The following is a 19,041-nucleotide window of genomic DNA, read 5'->3' as shown; positions in this document are numbered from 1 at the left end:
CGCCTTGTCCTGATTTAAAGTTAATCCACTATAGGTTTGAAGCTGCCGTCCGTTTCCGTCTGCGAAATCCACATTTAAGCCGTCAAAAGCGGCCGGGAAATTTTCAGACGACCTGTTTTACAGACCATCCTTAGCAGGCAGGCACAAATTCGGTCCGTAATTTTATCAAATTAGGCAAATGGCGTTATTGATATTTTACAGTCGGAAAAGGCAAGGGGTCGTCTGAAAACAGCGGCTTCAATCGCTATAAACGGACAAAGTAGGGATAAAATGCCGATTGCTTTTTGCGCCGTTGGGCTTTTCAGACGACCTCTTTGCATACTATCCCGCCAGCCACAGCGATACCGTATAAATCACCAGTCCGACCAGTCCGCCGACAAGCGTGCCGTTGATGCGGATATATTGCAAATCCTTGCCCACGCTCAATTCCAGTTTTTCCACCATCAGGCGGCTGTCCCAGCCTTTGACTTTGTCCGCGACGAACAAAGCGGCCTTATCTTTATAACGCATCACAAAATCCCGAACCAAAAGCGAAATCCGCACATCCGCCCGCCGCATAAATTGCGGGTATGCCTGAGCTTGCGAACGCATATGATGCAGCAGCTTTTCCAGTTGTGCTTGGCACAAAGAGTCTTGTTTTTCCACATCTTCCCGCGCCCAGTCTAGAATGCCGCGCCATAAGGTCATGATTTGACGTTGCAGGGCGGGCGATTGCGCGAGCTGTTTTTTGAATTTGTCCAGGCGGCGGTGCCACAGGCGCGATGTGGTCAGGCGTTCGGTCAGTTCGTCGTATTGCACCAAGAATTGTCGGCGCAGCGCGTTGTCCTGCTTGTCCGCAGTTGCCAAATAGCCGTCTATCCATGCCAACGCTTTTTCTGCCGCCCAATCATCGACTTTCTCCACCAAGGTCGATTTCACCGCCGCTTTAAGCCTGTCCCAAGTTCCGGGATTGCCGCCTTCGATTTTCGCCGCCCATTCGCGCAGGTTCTGCTCCAGCATTTCGCGGGTTTCCGGCGTTTTCAGCCAACGCCGAATCTGACGGAGCAGGCTTTCAAACGCTTTTTCGTGCATCCCTTGCGCTTTCAGCAGCCGCAAACCGTCGGCAAGCGCGTTGCCGATTTGTCCGCCGCTGTAACGTTCTTCCAGCAGCATCGCCGTAAAACGCGCCGTCTGTTCCGGTTTGGCGATGGCAAGCAGGGTCGGAATCTGCTTGGAAAGCCACGGCAGCCAGTGCGATTTCACGTCTTCGCCGTCCAGCCATTTCAATAATTTATCGCTGGGCTGCGCTTGATAAATACGCATGGCGATGGGTTTGCCCTGCAAAAAATTGTGTTCGATAAACCGCCCCAATTCATCGCCGATACGCGCCTGATTGCGCGGCAAAATCGCGGTATGGGGAATCGGCAGGCCGAGGGGTCGTCTGAAAAGCGCGGTTACGGCAAACCAGTCCGCCAGCGCACCCACCATCGCCGCTTCGGCAAACGCTTTGACAAATCCCAACCAAGGATATTGGCGCACATAAACGGCGGAGGCTGCAAACAGCACGCACGCCGCAAGCAGCAAGCCCGTCGCCCAACGTCTGCTTTTTGCCAACTTTTTGCGCGCCTCATTTAAGCGGACTTGTTCCGAAAGGGTGTGCATTCCTTTTCCTTTTTTTGAAAATCGGGATTTTTGAGTGGGTGTGTTTGATCAATCGGATTATACACCGTGTTGCCTAATTTTTAATCATTGAATATTTTGGTTGAGAATAGAATAAGTTAGCTGACTTTTCCACAGACTGCACACACAAAGGCAAACACGGTATGTGACTAAACCGACAAACTGCCTATTTTTTAAGCATTGTATTTTTTTGTTTGATTATCAAAAGGTAATAGAACTTATTCACAGGCTGTTCACACCGTTCGGCAAAAAAATTGTGTATAGCGGGGAAAATGGCCAATTCAGGGGTAGGGCGTGTGGACGGATGATGTGGATGGTTTGCAGTATTCCTTGCCGGACCGTATTCAGACGACCTTTACTTTGCCGTGTCGCGTTACTACAATCACTATTTTAATCCAATAAAACCAGCCCTAAGGAGCGCATCATGAACGCCTCGCAATTAATCAGCAGCCTGACTCAAACCGTCGGCGAAAAATACATCATCACCGACCCCGCGAAAACCGAACAATACCGCCAAGGCTACCGTTTCGGCGAGGGTAGGGCGTTGGCGGTGGTACGCCCCGGAACCATTCTGGAAATGTGGAAAATTTTGCAGGCCTGCGTCGAAGCGGACGTGATTGTGATTACACAGGCGGCGAATACCGGTTTGACAGGCGGCTCGACCCCCGACGGCAACGATTATGACCGCGACATTGTGATTGTAAACACCATGCGGATGAACATCATTCAAACCATCAACAACAACGAACAAGTCGTCTGCCTGCCCGGTTCGACCCTGAACCAGCTCGAATTGCTGCTGAAACCTTTGGGGCGCGAACCGCATTCGGTCATCGGCTCTTCATGTATCGGCGCGTCCGTCTTGGGCGGTGTGTGCAACAACTCCGGCGGCGCATTGGTGCAGCGCGGCCCGGCTTACACAGAAATGGCGCTGTTTGCCCAAATCAACGAAGAGGGCAAACTGGAACTGGTCAACCATTTGGGCATAGATTTGGGCGACACGCCCGAAGAAATCTTGACTAATCTTCAAGGCCATCACTATCAAAGAAAAGACATCACGCAAGATGCAGGCAAAGGACACGACCACGCCTATTGCGACCATGTGCGCCAAGTGGACGAGCCCACCGCCGCGCGTTTCAATGCCGACCCCGCGCGCCATTACGAAGCGTCCGGTTGCGCGGGCAAACTGATGGTTTTCGCCGTCCGCTTGGACACCTTCCCGCAAGAGAAGCAAACCGCCGTGTTCTACATCGGTACCAACGACATCAACGAACTGACCGACATCCGTCGCGCCGCCTTGGGCGAATTTGAAAGCCTGCCCGTTTCCGGTGAGTATATCCATCGTGACGCTTTCGATATTGCCGACGTGTACGGCAAAGACACGTTCTACGTCATCAAAAAATTCGGCACGCACCAACTGCCGAAATTATTTGATTTCAAAGCCAAAGTTGACCGATTCGGCAAAAAAGTCAGCTTTCTGCCCAAACATTTTTCCGACAAGGTCATGCAGTTCGTCAGCAAATATCTGCCCGACCACCTGCCCAAATCCATGCGCGATTACCGCGACAAATACGAACACCACCTGATTCTGAAAATGGGCGGAAAAGGCGTCGATGAAGCGCGCGCGTTCCTGAAAGAGTATTTTGCGCACCACGGCGGCGCGTTTTTCGAATGCAACGCCGAAGAAACCCAAGCCGCCATGCTGCACCGCTTTGCCGTCGCTTCCGCCGCCATCCGCTATCGCGCCGTGCATGATGACGAAGTGGAAGACTTGGTTGCGCTGGACATCGCCCTGCGCCGCGACGACCGCGACTGGTTTGAAAAACTGCCGTCGGAAATCGACAATAAAATCATCCACAAGCTCTACTACGGACATTTCATGTGCCACGTTTTCCATCAGGATTACATCATCAAAAAAGGCAACGACTGCATGGCATTGGAACACGAAATGCTCCATCTCTTAGACCAACGCGGCGCGCAATATCCCGCCGAGCACAACGTCGGTCATTTATACGAAGCGAAACCCGCGCTCAAACAGTTCTACCGCAAACTTGACCCGACCAACAGTTTCAATCCGGGCATAGGTAAGACCAGTAAGAAGAAAAACTGGGCTGAATGATAAGGTAGGGATTGTGTAAATAAATGAAAGGTCGTCTGAAAACCGGATTGAGTCTTCAGACGACCGTTAATCTTATAATGATTCAACTTTTTAATATATTTTGATAGAATCATGACGTTAACTTTTTAAGGCATATAAAGAAAGGTGTTTTATGAAGCTTTACAAGATTTTTAAAAATCCTATGAACCAGTACGAGGCAGTCAAACAAGGCTGGTCTTGGCCCGCATTTTTCTTTGGGGCTATTTGGGCTTGTGTGAAAAAAATGTGGGGTTTGGGGATTGGAATATTTGTCACCTTTGTTGTGTTAAATGTATTAGCTGGTCAGAATGAGATGTTGGGTGGCATAGTCGGCCTTCTTAGTTTAGGCGTTTATATAGTATTCGGAATGCAAGGTAATGCTTTGCGTGAAAAAAATCTGGTTAAACGCGGTTATGTAGAAGTACCTCAACTTATTAACGCTGCTAACCCTGAAGCTGCAATTGCCCAATATATTGCTGAATATGGTCATAAATAAAGCTTTTTGAGATTGGGGTCGTCTGAAAACTGTATTCGGTTTTCAGACGACCTTTTTTAGATTGAGTATCCAATATACAAAATGCAGCAACTAAAAAACAAAAGCACCGACAAATCGGTGCTTTTTTTAAATTTGGCGCGGCGGACGGGGCTCGAACCCGCGACCCCCGGCGTGACAGGCCGGTACTCTAACCAACTGAGCTACCACCGCGCATCATTGTTTTGCAACAATGAAAGGAAACCTGGTGGGTGATGACGGAGTCGAACCGCCGACATTCTGCTTGTAAGGCAGACGCTCTACCAACTGAGCTAATCACCCGAGAACTCGGGATTAAACCAAAAAACCTCTATCAGGGCAAGCCGTTTGTTTCAAGATAAATATATTTATTTGAATATAAATAATAAATAAGTTTAGTATTATCTCAATCAAAAATCATATGCCCCAATTTATCGGCTTTGGTGTGCAGATATCGTTCGTTTTCCGCATTCTCGCCGACATGGAGCGGAATACGTTCGACAACATTGATGCCTGCATTTTTCAACGTCTGAATTTTTTCAGGATTGTTGGTCAACAGCTTGACAGCACGGATATTCAGATGGTCGTAGATTTGCTTGGCAAGCGTAAAGTCGCGTGCGTCAACGGGCAGTCCGAGCGCGAGGTTGGCTTCGACCGTATCCATCCCCTCGTCTTGAAGCTTGTAGGCACGGATTTTGTTGATTAAACCGATGCCGCGCCCTTCTTGACGCAAATAAACGATCACACCGCGCCCTTCTTGTTGAACCGCCTTCATCGCCGCTTCAAGCTGTGGGCCGCAGTCGCATTTTTTGGAAAACAGGGCATCTCCGGTCAAGCATTCGGAGTGGATGCGGGTCAGAACGGGGAGGTCGTCTGAAAAATCGCCCATCGTCAAAGCGATGTGTTCTTGTCCGTTCGGTTCTTCAAAACCGTGCATAGTGAAGTTGCCCCATTCGGTCGGCAGGCGGCAGGAAGCGATGAATTTCAAGGTATTATTCATGTTCTTCTTCCTTGTCTTCGATGCCTGCCAATGCTTTCAGCGGCTCGGCAAGTGCCAAAGCCAGTGCCGACCAATCCGTTTGGGCCGCGTCATCGGCTTGATCTTTATCGACAAATTCAACGTGAACCACGCCCAAAACCGTGCCGTTTTGCGTTGCCACAGGGATGGACAACTGGCTTCCGCTGCCCTTGTTCCGGCTGCCTTGGATTTCGTCCAGCGAAAGCCAATAAGCTATATCGTTGGCAATATTCATCCAACCGCTTTGCGCCGTACGGCAGGCAAGGTAAACCGTACCGTTTTCTTCATGCACCGCCAACAGGTTCTCCAAAGGCTCGCCTTGTGCAGAGATACGAACCAGCCTTGCATGCGGTTCGCCCGGAATGTGGATATAAACCGCCGCGCTTTTGACAGCTTTTGCGCGACTGAATACCGAATCCAGAGCCATGAAAACCTGTTTGAGCAAAACTTCATTTTCCGGTGTTTCTTCAATATGGTCTGCCAGCTTCCAACCGTCTTCTTCACGCCATAAAACCGAGCGGTCAATCGAAGCATTGCCCATATCCATTACCGTCTTCGCGGTCAGATAAGCAACACGGAGGTCGTCTGAAGACAGCTTCAAACCCTGTGTCTGTAAAAAATCCTGAATCAGTAAAACAGGCATGATGTTCCTCTTTGATATTTAGTGTGTTCCGGCAGATAACCGACCTGCCATTATATCGGTCGGAATAAAGCAATTTCAAGCCAAAGATTGTTTGCAGAGCAGGATACTTTGTGTATAATCCCCAGTTTAATCACGCGGACGTGGCGAAATTGGTAGACGCACCAGATTTAGGTTCTGGCGCCGAGAGGTGTGAGAGTTCGAGTCTCTCCGTCCGCACCAACATACAAAAACGCTTGAAAATTTCAGGCGTTTTTTTTCGTTTAATCCCGCCCAATGCCATCAACCAATCTCAATAAATACAAGGCTTTCAGACTGATTGCTATCCTATTGTCTTCTTCCTGATTGTATAATTCCGTCTAATTCAGCTTAATTGAAGTAACCTAAAATTTACGGTATCTTTTGCGGTATCTGAAAAATACCTCGAAAAAATACCGTAAAAATGAAGCTGAACGACCGCCAAATCAAAAACGCCAAACCCGCCGAAAAGCCATTTAAGCTGAATGACGGCAAGGGCTTGTATCTGTATATCAATACGAGCGGTGGGAAGTTATGGCGGTTTGATTTTTCGTATAACGGCAAACGGAAAACGCTTTCAATCGGCAAATATCCAACCGTATCACTGGTAGAAGCCCGCGCCGCTGCCGAGAATGCCCGCCGCTTGCTTGTATCGGGGCAAGACCCCAGCGAAGCCAAGCAACAGGAAAAACGCGAACGGCAAGCCGCCGCCCTAAATACCTTTGAAGCCATCGCCCGCCGCTGGCATTCTGACAACCTGATCCGCTGGAAAGAAAACCACGCCGCCCGCGTGTTGAGATATTTTGAAACCGACGTTTTCCCCGTTATCGGCGAAATGCCGATACAGGAAATCAGGGTAAGCGATATTAAAACGGTTCTCGACGGCGTAATGACACGGGGCGTGAACAATACGGCGGAAAAAATCAGGGAATGGACAGGCGCGATATTTGACTATGCCGTCATGCTTGAAGTAGTGGAAACCAACCCCGCCTATTCATTGCGGAAATACATCCCCGCCAAGCAGACCGACCATCGCCCCGCCCTGCCCCGTGAAGAACTGACCGAGTTTTTCCGCCGCCTGATACTGGCAGAGATTGAGCCGCAAAACAGAATAGCCCTGATTTTGAATATGCTGACCTTTTTACGAAGCACGGAACTAAGGGGCGGGCAATGGAATGAAATAGACTTTGATGCGGCAATATGGACAGTTCCCGCCCGGCGCATGAAGCACGAAAAGACCGCGCCGAAACCGCCCCATGCCGTCCCACTGGCTGACTGGACGCTTGAACTTTTGGCAGAACTGAAAGAGCTTACTGGTAATACGCCATTTCTGTTTCCCAGTAGAACCAAGACAGACGGTTTTATCAGCGACGCAACAATAGGTCGTATCATTGAGCGTATGGGCTACAAAGGCAGAGTAACCCCGCATGGTTTCCGTTCCCTTGCCAGCAGCGTTTTGAATGAACAAGGCTTCAACCCTGACGCGATAGAGCGACAACTTGCCCATATCGAAAACAACAAAATCCGCGCCGCCTATAACCGCGCCGATTATCTGAATGAGCGGATCGAGTTTATGCAATGGTATAGCGACTATTTACGGGAGCGATACAACCAGGCATTACAAATGATTCGAGATGGCAAGACTGATTAGAGGTCGTCTGAAAATATCCGCTTCGAGTTTCGGAGTGTTTTTTATAAGACTGAAAAATAGTATAGGAATTTATAAGAGGTAAAAATGGCTTGGAGACTATATTACACGCTTAAAGCGGCAGCAGAGAAGTTAAGTAAAGATTTTAACGACCCATATACAGCAGATGATTTGATACATTATGCAGCCATTGGTTTGACTGAGGTATATATAAATTGTATTGGACAGGAATATTATTTTACGAAGAGACCATATCACGATTGGCTATATGATAAAGATGAAAAAGGCGAGTATGCTGAAATTCCTGAAATGGTGCTATACAAGGGCGACTTTATCCGTTTAGAAGAAATTAATGCTAGATACTTAGAGGGAAAAAAAGAGTTTTTAACAGTAAATATTGTTGATAAATTAGCATTTATAGGCACTGATGAGGTATTGGAGAAAACTATCGCCACACCATCCGCTGAACAGATTGAATCTGAACGCTGGGGATTTTGTTATATTCCATATAATTTATTGGATGGGTTAGCACTATCTGAAGATATGCGTATAAAGCGGGAAGATTTAGATATACCCGATAATACCATTAAGGTAGGTAAAAATGATTTGTGTATCTTTCAGGATGACTTAATAGAACTAAAAGAAGCATTGAGCGAGAGAATGAAAATAAAAAAACCTATCAGTAAGCGCACTGAAAATAAGCAAGCTGAAATTATTGCGGCACTTTCTGCTATCTATACAAAAACAGATTGCAGTAAACCATATGAGGCTGCGGAAACTATTATCCAAGAATGGGAAAGGCAAGCTGATAAACTAGGCAAGCCCCCTACTAGAGACACATTAGCAAAATACATCAAGCAAGGTATTGACCGTCTTTCGCAGTAGCCTAATTAGGTTCTAAAAAATCATATTTAGGAAAAGCCGCCCACATGGGCGGCTATATTTTTGCCTGTCATCTAATCCGACTAGAGAAAGGCAAAAGCATATGAACAACACAGTATTAAGAGCAGACGATACTGCCCGCGCATTAGGTGTTTCACGGGCGACTATTTGGAATTGGGTAAACCCTAAGAGCCGTCATTACCGCCCTGATTTTCCTAAGCCTATCAAACTTTCCGCAAATATTACCGGTTGGCTTGCGAGCGAGATTGACGACTATATAGGCAAACTGGCAGCCAAACGCGAAGAGCAGGCAAATTGATTTATCAGGCGCAAACAAATGCCGCCTGAACGGACATTCAGACGGCGGAAAGGATTATTAAGCATGAGCAGCTATTCTACCAACGGCAAGGCAAAAACGCCAAGTCAAAGAGAGCGCGTTTTATCCCGATTGAAACAGGGCAGCGTTACATCATGGGAGCTTTCCCAAATGGGCATATTGGGCTATAACACGCGCATCATGGAGCTTCGCAGGGCGGGGCATGACATCGTTACCGTGATGGAAGAAGTAACCAACCAATTTGGCGAAACCGTGAAACGCGGTCGGTTCGTATTAATCAATTAAATCAGGAGCTTTACTATGAATATCGAATATACAAAGACAACTTTTGCGACCCGTCAAAAGTTACTGAAAGAAGCAGAAGACAAATGCAGCGAACTGACCGCCCAAATTGAAGCGGCAGAAGCGGGCGTTACAGAAGCGCAGGCGGTTATCAATGAATTTGCGGGGCTGCGAAACAGACGCAAAGGCATATTTGCCAACCTGTTGAAAATGGGCAAACCCACAAACAGCGAAGAAGCCAAAGGGCTTGATTCAGAGATTGCCGCCAAACGCGAAGAAGCAGACCGCGCCGCCGATATGCTGGAAGCGCAAAAAGAACTGTTGGAAAGCCTTTTTAATGAACGCCTTCAACATCTGAACCGCATTTCAGAGCTTCGCAATTTATTGTCCGTTTCCCGATATGAGCTGTTTATCGCCGATATAGAAGAAACCCACTTACCCGAATATTTGGAGGCTGCCCAAGCCTATGCTAAAGCCGCCGCGAAATTGGTGGGAATCGGTAAAGCCGCCGTTGAGATGAAAACGAAGCTACAAGAAAACGGTTTGCGGGCTGATTGCCCGTCCTATGGGCAATCCCTGCCAAATCGAATCATTGATTTACGTTTACCCGGCTTCTTCAACATGATGGACGGCACAGGCGGGGAAGAAAACGCTATTTTCGACATCTTGGAAGACGTGGAGAAAGAAAAAGAAGCGGCTTTGGACAATTTGAAATAGCAACACTCAAACAGCCGCCCAAAGGCTGAAAAATCGCTATTGGGCGGCGTTCTAAAAGGATTAAGGACATGACCCCGAAACAAGAACAGTTTGCCCGTCTGTATGTGGAAACGGGCAATGCGAGCGAAGCATACCGGCAAGCCTACAACACCGACAACATGAAGCCCGAAACGGTAACGAATGAAGCCTATAAGCTGCTTCAAGACCCCGATATTTCCGCGATGGTGGACGACCTCAAGGCAGAAGCGCGGCAACGACACGCGGTAACGGTGGACGACCTGTTGAGCGAATTGGAGCAGGCGCGGGCGGCGGCACTGGCAGCCCCTACCCCGCAAAGCAGCGCGGCGGTATCGGCAACGATGGGCAAGGCAAAAATGCTGGGCTTGCTGGTGGATAAGGCGGAAATCAAGGCAGAGGCGGAAATCAGCCAAGTGAAACAGGAAGAGCGCAAATGCCCGTTAAGTCAAGAGGAAATAAAGCAAGTCAGCAACGCTTTTTTTAATAAGTCATACAGTGAAATTACGCTTGCCGACATCATCGGAATCGTTGGAAACGACATAGCGCGCATTGAGTATGCAACCGTCTTGATTGTGTTGGATAAAATAATTTAACCCGTCCAATGCAAAAATCATTTGACAAATCGAGCCTTGAGAATCAGAATCTTGGTTCTCTCTCAAATACGATTAGCCCAAATCAGCAGGGTAAACGCTGATTTTTTATCGCCAAAATTCTTTTACGGGCGTTTGCAATGTTATCAAACGTTAGCATTTCAGACGACCTATCACGAGTTATGGCGGTGTGTGGTAACGGTAACGCCCACGCCTGACTAATCGCAGGAGAGAGCACCGCCCCCTATTTGGGCATTCTCAAATCTCACTTTACGATTAGGAGCATTTCAAATGCAATCTTCAAATTCTATTCAAATCCAAGCCATTCAAAATCAAGCCCAAACGGTAACCATTCCTCTCGAGCTGGCAAACAACGCAGCAGACGCCTGCTTTTACGCAGACCGCGCCGCCGAAAACCTTGCCGCCATCCTAGACGCAGCCGAAATCCTGACCGATATGGCTATCGACCAACACACCTTCTCTTTAACCGTCCGAAAACTCATCAAAGCCGCCAAAAACGAAGTGGAGACGCTGGCAGAGCTTCACTCTTTCAGCCTGTTTAGAACGGCAGCGGATTTGAATGACGAAATCGGCAGCCAAATCCACAGCCAAACACGCGGCGCGAAATAAACCCCAAACCCCGTAAAACCTAAACCGCCATGCCGCCTATTTCAGACGGCATGGGGCAAACTTCGCCCTAGTGTTTTTATAAGTATTTGATTTTTCAATGCTTGATAATTTTGGTGCGCTGGGGCATGGAGGACATGAAACCATGAAACCGACTGACAAAAACGACCGTTTCCGCCGCTATTCCAACCGCGCTTTGCTGGTGTTTGGGGTGTTGTTGATGGCTTTGGCAATCCGAGCCTGTAACCAGCCTGCCCATGCGGAGACGGAGCAGGCAATGCAGACAACACCGACCATATGGGAGACCGACCCGATGGCGGGGGTGGTTTTAGAACCTGTAACAGGGGAGGCAGAACAATGAAACCGACCTATCAAGACATCAAAGCCGCCGCGCAATACCGCTGGCAGGAAATTCACGCCGCCATCGGCATAGACCCGCGATACCTGAAAAACAAACACCAACCATGCCCCGCGTGTGGGGGTAAAGACCGTTTCAGGTACGACGACAAGGACGGTAACGGCACATTCATTTGCAGCCATTACAACAATGGCGCGGGCGACGGTTTCGGCTTGGTAATGCATTACCTGAATTGCGGTTTTGACGAAGCATTGCGCGCCGTAGCGGGCGTTTTGAACATGGGCGGGGCAAACCCCTTACCGATACCGCCCACACGCCCACAGACGCAACCACGCCCCGAAAAAGACCAAATCGGCAAACTTGCCGCATTGTGGAACGGGGCAGAGCCGATAACCGCCGATTCCCCCGCCGTGCAGTATTTGAAATCACGCGGTTTGGACATGGCGCAGTTACCTGAAAACATCCGTTTTTTGAGAGAGGCAGATTATTGGACGACGGGGGAGGACAAGCCGCTTTTTATCGGTCGTTTCCCCTGTATGGTTTGTGCCATCCGCGATACGGGCGGAGAGCTTCAAGGCTTGCACATGACCTATTTTCAGACGACCTATGACAAGCCATATGGAGAGGACGGGCTACACGCCCCGCATTATCAGAAGCTGGCAATCAAACACCCCGAAACAGGCGAAACATTGCCGGCAAAGAAAATGCAGAGCCGCAAACAGGGCAGCATTTCAGGTATGGCGGTTCACTTGTTCCCCATCCCTGCAAACGGACGGCTTGTCATCGCAGAGGGCATAGAAACCGCCCTTGCTGCCCGCGAACTGTTCCATACCCGCGATTGGGGCTTATCTGCCACCTTGAGCGCAAACAGCTTGGCGAAATACTGGCTTTCAGACGACCTCAAGGAAATTGTGATTATTGCCGATAACGACACGCCGCGCCCCGTAGGTTTCAAAGCCGCGCATGATTTGGCAGTCCGAGCCATCAAGCAGGGCATCAAGGCGCGCATTTGGCAGAGCGATACTGCAGGCTATGACGCATTGGACGAACTGAAAGAAGCCAAAAGGTCGTCTGAAACTCAATCAGACAACCTGAAACACACCATCGGAGGAAAAGCAGCATGAAAAATACCGAAACAGCGAAGCAGGAAAGCAACAAAGGCTACAACATCAACGACATCGAACCATACCGCCCGCGCCCCCGCTTCGATACCGACCATCGGGGCGTATGGTGGATAAACGTCAGGACAGGCAAAGACGGAGAAGCCGTTGAAGCAGAGCCGCTATTGCTTTCCGACCCTATCGACATCATCGGCACGGGGCAGGACAACGACGGCGCGTATTACCGCGTTATCCGCTGGCAGGACAAAATCACACGCCAAACTAAGACCGCCGCCATCCCGCAAGCGGAAATCGGCACGGTTCAAGGCTGGCAGCGTTTGCAGGGTTACGGCTTAACCGTCATGAGCGGGCGGGCAAAAAGGGAGCGGCTGGCAGACTATTTGCAGACACAGGGCAGCCGTACCGCTTTTACCATTACCGACCGCGCAGGCTGGCACGGCGACACCTACATCATGCCCAGCGGCGAAACCATCACGGCGGACGGCAAAACCCCCGCCGTCATCTACAACGGCGACACCAGCCAAGCGGCGGCATACCGACCAAACGGAGAGCTTAACGACTGGCAGCAAAATATCGCCCGATACGCAGCGGGAAACAGCCGCCTATGCCTTGCATTGGGCGCGTCCTTTGCCGCCCCCTTGCTGTCCCTGTTGAGCGAAGAATCAGGCGGCTTCCATCTGACGGGCGATTCATCCGACGGCAAGACCACCGCCGCAAAAGCAGCCTTAAGCGTATGGGGCAGACCATCGGGCAGCCTGTTGTCTTGGAGCGGCACGAAAATAGGCTTTTCCAATACCGCCGCCGCCCGCAATGACGGCTTGCTGGTGTTGGACGAAATCGGGCAGGCAAGCCCCCACGTCATCGGCGACACCGTTTACAGCGTCATGAACGGAATCAACAAAGTACAGGGCGCAAAACAGGGCGGCAACCGCGCCTTGAGCCGCTGGAAAGTGATGATGTTCTCGACAGGCGAAAAGACCCCCGATTCCATCCTGAAACACCACAAAGGCGATTGGAACGCCGGGCAAGCCGCCCGTCTGCCCAGTATCAGAGCCGCCGCCCGATACGGTATTTACGATACCTTGCACGGCTTCGAGAGCGGCGCATTATTGAGCGAACATATCGCCCAATCCGCCGAACAATATCACGGGGCAGCGGGCAGAGCGTTCATCCGCCGGCTTTCAGACGACCTAGAACAAGCCAAACGGCAGGCAAACGAGCGCATGATCGCATTTATGGAGACCGTCCCCGAATTGTCAGGGCAGGCACGAAGAGTGGCGAAACGCTTTGCCCTTGCCGCCGCCGCTTTGGAGCTTGCCGCCCCCGTTACCGGTTTAGCCGCAGGCGTAGGCATGGCAGGCGTGAAACAATGCTTTGATGAATGGCTGGAAACCAACGGAGCGGGGAAACACGAAGACCGCAGAATTATCGAGCAGGCGGAGGACTTTATCGACCTATACGCGTTAGGCATGAGGTTTACGGATTGGAGCGATAAAAGTACCAACAAAGACCACGCAGGCTATCGGAAACAGGAGGGGGAGAAATTGGAATTATGGGTAATCCGCCGCGTCTTTGCCGATGAAATCGCCCAAAGCTTCGATGAATTAAAAGTTTGCCGTGTGTTGTCAGACGGGGGATTGCTGAAATACAACCATAAAAACAAAGGCTACCAACACCGACGGAAAGGGAACGGCTGGTTTTATGTGCTGACCCCCAATATGGAACTGGACGACTGACCGTTTGCATAGGGTTAATTCAAAACGCCCACCAAGCCCGCCATGACTGATACAGGCGGGCTTTTTTACGCCTATTACTTCAGACAATCCATCCCATCCGCCATAAAACCGATGGCAAGCCCCTAATTTTCGGGAATTAGGGCTATTCATCCCCTGCCCGATACCAATCCATACCCAAACAGCAAAACGCGCCTACGGCGCAATTACGCCCTATTTCCGCCATGACCGACAAAGACAGACGAGGGATAAATAATTTCAAGACCAATACGCGCGCGCGAGCCATACAACGAATTTTTAGAGTCCATAAAAAGGGAAAAGAAGACCAAGACGCGCGGACAGATAAAACCCTATGCGCGAGGCAAAATCATTTGGTACCTTTGGAACCACAAAACTTTATATTTATAACCATATGAATATAAATATAAAAATAAAGAAAAAACGGTACCAAATGAACATAAATTTACTTGGTACCGATTTGGTACCATTTGGTACCCCTTTATATTCATATGGTTACGCCCAAAAAATAGGAGCGGTACCAAACGGTACCAAAGTTAAGATATGTGTTTTAGTACCGTGAAAGCCATGACTGGCAAGGCTTTTAGCCATTGGTACCAAAGGTACCAAACGATTTTGCGTTTTTTTGTATATATACGCTTTTTTGTTTGGGCGCATGACCGACAGAGCCGATACAAACAAAAGCCACCCGAAAGGCAATATCGGACGGCTGGAAGAATAGAGCAAACACCGCCCACAAGACGGCGCGTGATTGCTGGTGTTACAATCCGACCATATTTCACAGCTTGGCAGAAATACCACAAAACGCCCCTGAAAAATTTTGACTTTAACAAATTTACGGTATTTTTTACGGTATTTTGGAATTTATTAAAAATTTAATTAAATAAAAACAATATATTATCTATTCAGTTCAAGACTCTCCGTCGCACCACACTATAAAATCTAACCGCTTTCGAGCGGTTATTTTTTCGTCTTTTTTTGGCTGATAATCTGTAAATTGTCCAAAGAAGAGCGGTATTGCCAATGTTGATTGTCGGTAATGGTTTGGTAGACACGGTTTATCGGTGCATCGAATATGGTTGTTTTGCTGAGTCGGTGTGTTTTGGGGAGCATTAAGCTGATGAGATGGGGTAGGACAAGCAAGCTGATGGGAAGTAAAACCGAATAAATCAGTATCTTCATTTCTACACCTGTTTGATGGAAAAGGTCGTCTGAAAAACGTTGGAGCGAAATTCGTTCTGCCCGTTTTCAGACGACCTTTTTTGTTTTTACCGCTTTCGCATCAGCATCCTGAGCCGTTTAATTGATTTCAGGCTGCGGGACTTTGTGTTGGACGGCGTAAACGGCGGCTTGGACACGGCTGCTGAGGTTGAGTTTGCGCAGCAGGTTTTGGACGTGGACTTTGACGGTGGATTCTGCCAAGTCCAAATGGCGGGCGATGACTTTGTTGCTGTGTCCGGCGGCGAGGTAGCCGAGGATTTCGAGTTCGCGCGGGGTGAGGGTGGAGAGTGCCTGGTCGGTGCGCGGTGCGGATGGGGAAATCAGGGATTGGACGAGGCGGGTGGTCATTTCGGGAGAGAAGACGTTGTCGCCGTCGACGGCTTTGCGGATGCTGTCGAGTAGGAAGTCGGCGTTGATGTTTTTCAGCAAAAAGCCGCGTGCGCCGATGCGCATACATTCGGTCAGGTCGTCGCTGTCTTCGGAAACGGTCAGCATAATGACGGTTTGGTTCGGGTTGACGCCCAAGATTTGTGCCAGTGCTTCGCGACCGTTCATGACGGGCATGTCAAGGTCGAGTAAGACGACGTCGGGTTTGAGCTGTTCCGCCATTTTGACGCCGGACAAACCGTCGGCGGCTTCTCCGATGACTTCGAAGTCGCTTTGACGGGAGAGCAGGGCTTTGATGCCGCTGCGGAAGAGTGTGTGGTCGTCAATGAGGATGATTTTAATAGTCATGGGTCGTTCTCTTGTGTTGCGGTAAGGTTAAGGTAACGGTTGTGCCTTGTTCGGGCTGGGATTGGATGTCTAGGTTGGCATTGATGCGGCGGGCGCGTTCTTGCATGATGCCGAGTCCGACATGTTCGCCGGAGAGTTTGTGCAGGTGTTGCAGGTTAAAGCCGATACCGTCGTCTTCGATGCTCAGGGTAAAGTTTTGTTGGTTGAGCATGCTGATTTTGACGTGTTGGGCTTTGGCGTGTTTGCGGATGTTGGACAGGCTTTCTTGCAGGATGAAGATGATTTGCAGCTGTTCGTCATCGTTTAATGTGCGGCCGTCGTCCTGCCATACTGTTTCGACATTGATTTTGGTTTGGCGTTTAAACCTGGACAGCAGGGTGGTTACGGCTTCCGGGAAGTCTTTGTTGCTGATTTTGGTTCGGAAATTCAGCAGGAGTTCGCGCACGTCTTCGTAACATTCTTGCACGCCGTCTTTGATGAAGCGGATGTTTTCTTCGGCTTGTTCTTTCTGGTTGGCATGGAACGCGCTTTCCAGCATTTGAACTTGAAGATTGAGGAAGGTCAATGCTTGGGCGATGCTGTCGTGCAAACCTTGGGCAATCAGGTTGCGCTCTTGGAGTACGGCAAGCAGGCGCCGCTCTTGTTCGAGACGGCTGCTGGCGATGGATACACCTAATTGACCGCATAATGTACGCAGGAGTTCGTTGTCGTTGTCGTTAAGTGTGGGGTCGTCTGAAAAATATAGGGTCAGGATGCCGAGTTCTTCTTCTTGATAGGTGATGGGAAAAACGACGGTATGTTTGAATAGGGGTGTTTCTTCTTCAGGTTGGGTTTGTTCGGTATCTGAATCTCTGTCTTCGGCTTCAGACAGTCCGATGGAGGCAATAAGGTTTGTGTTTTTACGGTCGTTGTCTAAAAGGCGGATGCTGCCTGCGCTTGCGGAAACTGCAGGCAGGGTCCGTGCGAGGAATTCTTCTGCCGCTTCGCGCGGGGTTAGGGTTTGGTGCAGGTCGCGCGTGGTTTGGTAGAGCAGGGTCAGGTCACGGTTTTGACGGGCGAGGTCTTGGGTTTGTCTGGCGACTTGCCCTTCCAAATCGGTATAGAGGACTTTCAGACGACTGCTCATTTGATTGAAGCCTTTGCTGACTTGCGCAAACTCTTGAATTTGTTCGGTATCGATTTGTACGCCGAATCGGCCTTGGCTGATGGTTTCCACGCCGTCGCGCAGGGTTTCAAGCGGACGGATAATCCAAGCGTAGTGCCATACGATCATTAAACCTGCGGCGACAAAAATCATCAGCATCATCGCCATTTGGAAACGGCGCAGCCATAAGGTGTTTTTTTCGTTGGCGTTTTCCAATGCCTGTAAGAACAATTCGATATTGCCGGCAAAGCGGTAGAGTTCGATCTGCGTCGGTCTGCGGTAACGTTTCAGCGCGGGTTGGATATTTGATTTCCAGTCGATTAAGAGCATGGATTGGATCAGGCCATAGGCCGGCGGTGTTTCCGAAGGCATCAGGGGATAGATGGCATCGCTTTGGGTGATGCGCAGGAGTGTTCCTTCAAATTCGCGCAATTGATTGTCGATTTGCGCTTGCGGGGTGCGTTCGCTTGCCATATAGGCCAAACGGTAAACCTGCATTCTCAAGCTTGCGGCATCATCAATGACGGTGGCTGCGTTTTCCAGCCTCAGCGATAAAATCAGGGTCAGGATGACGGACAATAAAGCCGAACCAACCCATAAGACAGTCAGCAGTTTTAATCGTGAGGACAGGCTCAGGCCGCCTGAAAATAGGGTTCGTAAGCTCATGGAATAAAGGAAGGGCGTTTTGTTGCCAAATGTTATAAACATATCATCCTTTAGGCGGGGAAACAACCTGTCCGAAGGGGAATTTGGTGCGAATGAGGCGATATGCGCTTTAATGTAAAATCGTGTTATGATAAAATTCACTTTATATGAATTTTATCGCGGGCAACCGTCTTTTCAGACGACCTGGGATGATGTGCCGATTTCGCAGGGAATCGGTAGGAACATAACATCTACGAATTAAAAACATAAGAATCAGCCGATTAACAGTATGGGCACACAAAACCAGCGACTTCACAAAGGACTACCAAAATGAAAACCTTCGCATTGATATTGGCCGGCGGGCAGGGAGAGCGAATGGGAGGGACGGATAAAGGATTAGTATTGTGGCGTGACAAACCTTTGATTGATCATGTTATTGAAGCGTTGCGTCCACAAGTTGAACACATTGCTATCAGCGCCAACCGGAATTTGGAAGAATATGCTCGCCGTAGTGCGCATATTTTTGCCGATTCGCGCCAATGGCAGCATTTGGGACCGCTGGCGGCTCTGTGTACGGCTGCCAATGATTTGCAGATTGCGGCGGCGGATTGGCTGCTGGTGGTGCCGTGCAATATGCCTGCGCTGCTGCCTGATTTGGTGGCGAAATTTGAAACGGTTTCCAAGCGCACGCCTTTGTGCAATGCGTTTTATGTGGAAACACCGGTCACGCCGCATTACAACGTAATGTATATCCGTCCGCAAATCCTGCAAAGCACCGTCCCGTATCTGTATTCGGGGATGAAAACCTTGAGCGGCTGGCTGCATCAGCAACGGGCGAGATCGGTGCATTTTGGTTCGGAACATGTTTTTTTCAGCTGCAATACGCAGGAAGATTTGCGGGGGCCGCTTTAAGCTTTAAGCATTACACTTCGGTTTTTATAGTGGATTAAATTTAAATCAGGATAAGGCGACGAAGCCGCAGACA

The 19,041-nt window shown here is 49.5% G+C and carries 18 protein-coding genes and 3 tRNA genes; 14 read left to right on the top strand and 7 right to left on the bottom strand.

Annotated features, from left to right (window positions below; translation table 11 throughout):
• Window positions 1-321 precede the first annotated feature (321 nt).
• On the bottom strand, window positions 322-1,641 hold the full coding sequence (locus tag HMPREF3277_RS10105; RefSeq protein ID WP_070871026.1) for a DUF445 domain-containing protein: 1,320 nt from the start codon (window positions 1,639-1,641) through the stop codon (window positions 322-324).
• A gap of 442 nt (window positions 1,642-2,083) precedes the next feature.
• Between HMPREF3277_RS10105 and dld the strand changes: the two genes are divergently transcribed.
• Both dld and HMPREF3277_RS10095 read left to right on the top strand, forming a co-directional pair.
• Complete coding sequence (gene dld, locus HMPREF3277_RS10100; RefSeq protein WP_070871025.1) at window positions 2,084-3,775, top strand: D-lactate dehydrogenase; 1,692 nt, start codon at window positions 2,084-2,086, stop codon at window positions 3,773-3,775.
• 151 nt (window positions 3,776-3,926) lie between these two features.
• Window positions 3,927-4,289: a DUF2628 domain-containing protein gene (locus HMPREF3277_RS10095; RefSeq protein ID WP_070773994.1), complete on the top strand. Its 363-nt coding sequence runs from the start codon at window positions 3,927-3,929 to the stop codon at window positions 4,287-4,289.
• Window positions 4,290-4,422: 133 nt separating this feature from the next.
• Here the strand turns inward: HMPREF3277_RS10095 and HMPREF3277_RS10090 are convergent.
• The 4 genes from HMPREF3277_RS10090 to HMPREF3277_RS10075 all read right to left on the bottom strand — a co-directional run bounded on the left by HMPREF3277_RS10090 (window position 4,423) and on the right by HMPREF3277_RS10075 (window position 5,965).
• Window positions 4,423-4,499 (bottom strand) — tRNA-Asp (locus HMPREF3277_RS10090).
• 32 nt (window positions 4,500-4,531) lie between these two features.
• Window positions 4,532-4,607, bottom strand: a tRNA-Val gene (locus tag HMPREF3277_RS10085).
• A gap of 103 nt (window positions 4,608-4,710) precedes the next feature.
• Window positions 4,711-5,304, bottom strand: a complete 594-nt coding sequence (gene ribA / locus HMPREF3277_RS10080) for a GTP cyclohydrolase II (protein WP_070871024.1) — start codon at window positions 5,302-5,304, stop codon at window positions 4,711-4,713.
• Window positions 5,297-5,965 carry a hypothetical protein gene (locus tag HMPREF3277_RS10075; protein ID WP_070871023.1) on the bottom strand — a complete coding sequence of 223 codons (669 nt, stop codon included), beginning with the start codon at window positions 5,963-5,965 and terminating at the stop codon, window positions 5,297-5,299. The genes ribA and HMPREF3277_RS10075 overlap by 8 nt, the downstream gene beginning before the upstream one ends.
• Before the next feature lie 134 nt (window positions 5,966-6,099).
• Here HMPREF3277_RS10075 and HMPREF3277_RS10070 point away from each other — a divergent pair.
• The 11 genes from HMPREF3277_RS10070 to HMPREF3277_RS10020 all read left to right on the top strand — a co-directional run bounded on the left by HMPREF3277_RS10070 (window position 6,100) and on the right by HMPREF3277_RS10020 (window position 14,296).
• Window positions 6,100-6,184, top strand: a tRNA-Leu gene (locus HMPREF3277_RS10070).
• A 220-nt stretch (window positions 6,185-6,404) separates the two neighbouring features.
• Window positions 6,405-7,631 carry a tyrosine-type recombinase/integrase gene (locus HMPREF3277_RS10065; protein ID WP_070871022.1) on the top strand — a complete coding sequence of 409 codons (1,227 nt, stop codon included), beginning with the start codon at window positions 6,405-6,407 and terminating at the stop codon, window positions 7,629-7,631.
• An 84-nt stretch (window positions 7,632-7,715) separates the two neighbouring features.
• Window positions 7,716-8,513 carry a hypothetical protein gene (locus HMPREF3277_RS10060; protein WP_070871021.1) on the top strand — a complete coding sequence of 266 codons (798 nt, stop codon included), beginning with the start codon at window positions 7,716-7,718 and terminating at the stop codon, window positions 8,511-8,513.
• A 100-nt stretch (window positions 8,514-8,613) separates the two neighbouring features.
• On the top strand, window positions 8,614-8,829 hold the full coding sequence (locus tag HMPREF3277_RS10055) for a helix-turn-helix transcriptional regulator (RefSeq protein ID WP_070871020.1): 216 nt from the start codon (window positions 8,614-8,616) through the stop codon (window positions 8,827-8,829).
• 63 nt (window positions 8,830-8,892) lie between these two features.
• Window positions 8,893-9,132 carry a helix-turn-helix domain-containing protein gene (locus HMPREF3277_RS10050; RefSeq protein WP_070602583.1) on the top strand — a complete coding sequence of 80 codons (240 nt, stop codon included), beginning with the start codon at window positions 8,893-8,895 and terminating at the stop codon, window positions 9,130-9,132.
• A 15-nt stretch (window positions 9,133-9,147) separates the two neighbouring features.
• On the top strand, window positions 9,148-9,846 hold the full coding sequence (locus HMPREF3277_RS10045) for a hypothetical protein (RefSeq protein ID WP_070871019.1): 699 nt from the start codon (window positions 9,148-9,150) through the stop codon (window positions 9,844-9,846).
• Between the two features lie 68 nt (window positions 9,847-9,914).
• Window positions 9,915-10,457, top strand: coding sequence for a terminase small subunit (locus HMPREF3277_RS10040; protein WP_070871018.1), 543 nt, complete (start codon window positions 9,915-9,917; stop codon window positions 10,455-10,457).
• Between the two features lie 288 nt (window positions 10,458-10,745).
• Window positions 10,746-11,084, top strand: a complete 339-nt coding sequence (locus HMPREF3277_RS10035; RefSeq protein WP_070871017.1) for a hypothetical protein — start codon at window positions 10,746-10,748, stop codon at window positions 11,082-11,084.
• 142 nt (window positions 11,085-11,226) lie between these two features.
• Window positions 11,227-11,442: a hypothetical protein gene (locus HMPREF3277_RS10030; protein ID WP_003763885.1), complete on the top strand. Its 216-nt coding sequence runs from the start codon at window positions 11,227-11,229 to the stop codon at window positions 11,440-11,442.
• Window positions 11,439-12,563 carry a DUF7146 domain-containing protein gene (locus tag HMPREF3277_RS10025; protein WP_070871016.1) on the top strand — a complete coding sequence of 375 codons (1,125 nt, stop codon included), beginning with the start codon at window positions 11,439-11,441 and terminating at the stop codon, window positions 12,561-12,563. The genes HMPREF3277_RS10030 and HMPREF3277_RS10025 overlap by 4 nt, the downstream gene beginning before the upstream one ends.
• Complete coding sequence (locus tag HMPREF3277_RS10020; protein ID WP_070871015.1) at window positions 12,560-14,296, top strand: DUF927 domain-containing protein; 1,737 nt, start codon at window positions 12,560-12,562, stop codon at window positions 14,294-14,296. Before HMPREF3277_RS10025 ends, HMPREF3277_RS10020 begins: the two co-directional genes overlap by 4 nt.
• 1,314 nt (window positions 14,297-15,610) lie before the next feature.
• Here the strand turns inward: HMPREF3277_RS10020 and HMPREF3277_RS10005 are convergent.
• Both HMPREF3277_RS10005 and HMPREF3277_RS10000 read right to left on the bottom strand, forming a co-directional pair.
• Window positions 15,611-16,267 carry a response regulator gene (locus HMPREF3277_RS10005; RefSeq protein ID WP_003760231.1) on the bottom strand — a complete coding sequence of 219 codons (657 nt, stop codon included), beginning with the start codon at window positions 16,265-16,267 and terminating at the stop codon, window positions 15,611-15,613.
• Window positions 16,257-18,077 (bottom strand): histidine kinase, encoded by a 1,821-nt coding sequence (locus tag HMPREF3277_RS10000; protein WP_036491395.1) that lies wholly within the window; start codon window positions 18,075-18,077, stop codon window positions 16,257-16,259. The genes HMPREF3277_RS10005 and HMPREF3277_RS10000 overlap by 11 nt, the downstream gene beginning before the upstream one ends.
• A 309-nt stretch (window positions 18,078-18,386) precedes the next feature.
• Here HMPREF3277_RS10000 and HMPREF3277_RS09995 point away from each other — a divergent pair, with 309 nt between their 5' ends.
• Window positions 18,387-18,968: a molybdenum cofactor guanylyltransferase gene (locus tag HMPREF3277_RS09995; RefSeq protein ID WP_070871014.1), complete on the top strand. Its 582-nt coding sequence runs from the start codon at window positions 18,387-18,389 to the stop codon at window positions 18,966-18,968.
• The last annotated feature ends 73 nt before the right edge of the window (window positions 18,969-19,041 follow it).

Source organism: Neisseria sp. HMSC70E02 (genome assembly GCF_001838645.1).
In the GTDB taxonomy this organism is placed as follows: domain Bacteria; phylum Pseudomonadota; class Gammaproteobacteria; order Burkholderiales; family Neisseriaceae; genus Neisseria; species Neisseria macacae.
Note: the sequence above shows the minus strand (reverse complement) of the source record. Positions and strands in the feature narration are given on the sequence as shown.